Source organism: Ignavibacteria bacterium, from assembly GCA_016873775.1.
Classification (GTDB): Bacteria; Bacteroidota; Ignavibacteria; order UBA10030; family F1-140-MAGs086; genus JAGXRH01.
In genome coordinates, this window is the sequence record VGWC01000139.1 from 1 (window position 1) to 2,287 (window position 2,287).

Annotated in this window: 1 protein-coding gene; it reads left to right on the plus strand. The window is 42.4% G+C overall.

The genetic code is table 11. The features are described from left to right. Window positions 1-2,243 (plus strand): xanthine dehydrogenase molybdopterin binding subunit (gene xdhB / locus FJ218_11350; protein MBM4167497.1); only part of this gene is annotated, 2,243 nt, incomplete at its 5' end. Between the last annotated feature and the right edge of the window lie 44 nt (window positions 2,244-2,287).

The window sequence follows — 2,287 nt, forward strand, 5'->3', positions numbered from 1 at the left end:
AAATAAGTTCATTCGATATAAGCGAAGCAAAAAAAGTTTTCGGTGTTCACGCGGTGTTGAGTTACAAAGATATTCCGGGACACAATCAAATGGGACCGGTTATTCACGATGAAGTTTGTCTTGCGGAGAGTGAAGTCGTGTGTGTTGGACAAGCGATGTTTTTAATTGCGGCAGAAACGGAAGAGCAATGTTTAGAAGCAGAGAAAAAAATAAAAATAGAATACGAACTTCTCGAACCAATTCTTTCGATTGAAAAAGCAATCGAAAAAAAATCTTTGCTTGGCGCACCAATGAAAATTGAACGCGGAGATAGTAACGCAACTTTCCAAGTTGCAAAACATAAAATAAAAGGCGAACTCAAAACCGGCGCGCAAGAACATTGGTATCTCGAATCGCAAGTGTGTTTGTGCATCCCCGGCGAAACCAATGAAATCAATGTGTTTAGCGGAACGCAGCATCCATCGGAAACGCAAGCGCTCGTTGCAGAAGTGCTGGGAATCAGAAAAAACGATGTCGTTGTCGAAGTGCGGAGAATGGGCGGCGCGTTCGGTGGAAAAGAAACGCAAGGAAATCACGTTGCGTGTTGGTGCGCGCTTCTCTGCAATGCAACAAAACGTCCCGTGAAGATTCGGCTCTTCCGCGACGACGATATGAAAATTACCGGCAAGCGTCATCGTTTTCTTTCGCGCTACGAAATTGGTTTTGATGACGATGGAAAAATTCTTTCTGCAAATATTGAACTCAATTGCGACGGCGGTTGTGCAACTGATTTATCGTTCGCAATTATGCAGCGCGCGATGTTGCACGTGGATAATGCGTATTTCATTCCGAATCTTTGCGTTGTCGGAAATGTGTGGAAAACAAATCTTCCATCGAACACAGCGTTTCGCGGTTTTGGTGGTCCGCAAGGAATGGCGGTTGCAGAAACGATAATTGATTGTGTTGCGCGTTACTTAAAAAAAGATGCGGCAGAAATTCGTTTCAAAAATTTTTATGGAATGAAAGAAAACAACACAACGCATTACGGTGAAGTTGTTGAAAACAATCATCTTTTTTCAATGTATGAGCAGTTGAAAAAATCTTCCGAATACGATAAGCGAAGAAAAGAAGTTGCTCAGTTCAATACGACAAATGAATTTTTCAAAAAAGGAATTGCATTTACGCCGGTGAAGTTTGGCATTTCGTTCACGACATCGTTTCTCAATCAAGCCGGCGCGCTTGTGCTTGTGTATAAAGATGGAACAATTCTCGTCAATCACGGCGGAACGGAAATTGGACAAGGATTGCATACGAAAATGTTGCAAGTTGCGGCGGCGGAATTTGGCGTGAGTTTGTCACGCGTGAAAGTGAATGCAACGAACACATCGAAAGTGCCGAATACTTCTGCGACTGCGGCTTCAGCTGGCACGGATTTAAACGGAATGGCAGTTAAAAATGCGATTGATATTTTGAAAGAACGCATTTCATTTGAGATTACAAAAGTGTGGAACGAGAAATACTCCACAACTCCAACTCTCCAACACTTCATTCGCTTCGAAAACGATTTTATATTTGACATTGAACATTTAGAACGAAAAATTTCTTTCGCTGATGCAATGTTGCTGATGAATTTGCGACAAGTTTCTTTAAGCGCAACGGGATTTTACAAAACGCCAAATGTTTTTTTCGATAAAGAGAAAGGAAACGGACGACCGTTTCATTATTTTGCATTTGGAATGTGTGTGAGCGAGGTGTTACTCGATATTCTCACGGGACGACACACGATTGTGCGCACGGATATTTTGCACGATGTCGGCGATTCGCTTAATCCGCAAATTGATATCGGGCAAGTGGAAGGCGGCTACATTCAAGGCGTTGGCTGGTGCACGACCGAAGAAATAAAATGGGACGCGAACGGAAATCTTCTCACACATTCGCCGGACACGTATAAAATTCCGAGCGTGCAAGATATTCCGAAAGATTTCCGAACGCAACTTTTGCAGAACGTTCCGAACGAAAACACGATTCGCAAAAGTAAAGCAGTTGCCGAGCCGCCGTTTATGCTCGCCCTTGCAACGTGGCTCGCAATAAAAGATGCAATCTCCGCCATTGCCGAACACGAAATCGAACCGGAGTTTTCTCTTCCCGCAACGAATGAAATAATTGTTCTTTCGATTGAAAAGTTGAAATCACAACTGCAAGAAAAATTGCTGCACGAAAAAGAATTTTCTAACGAAGTTGAGTTTTGGAATCCGAAGTGTTGAATGTAATAGAGTAATAAAAATTTTCATCAATTTGAAAAACAGAA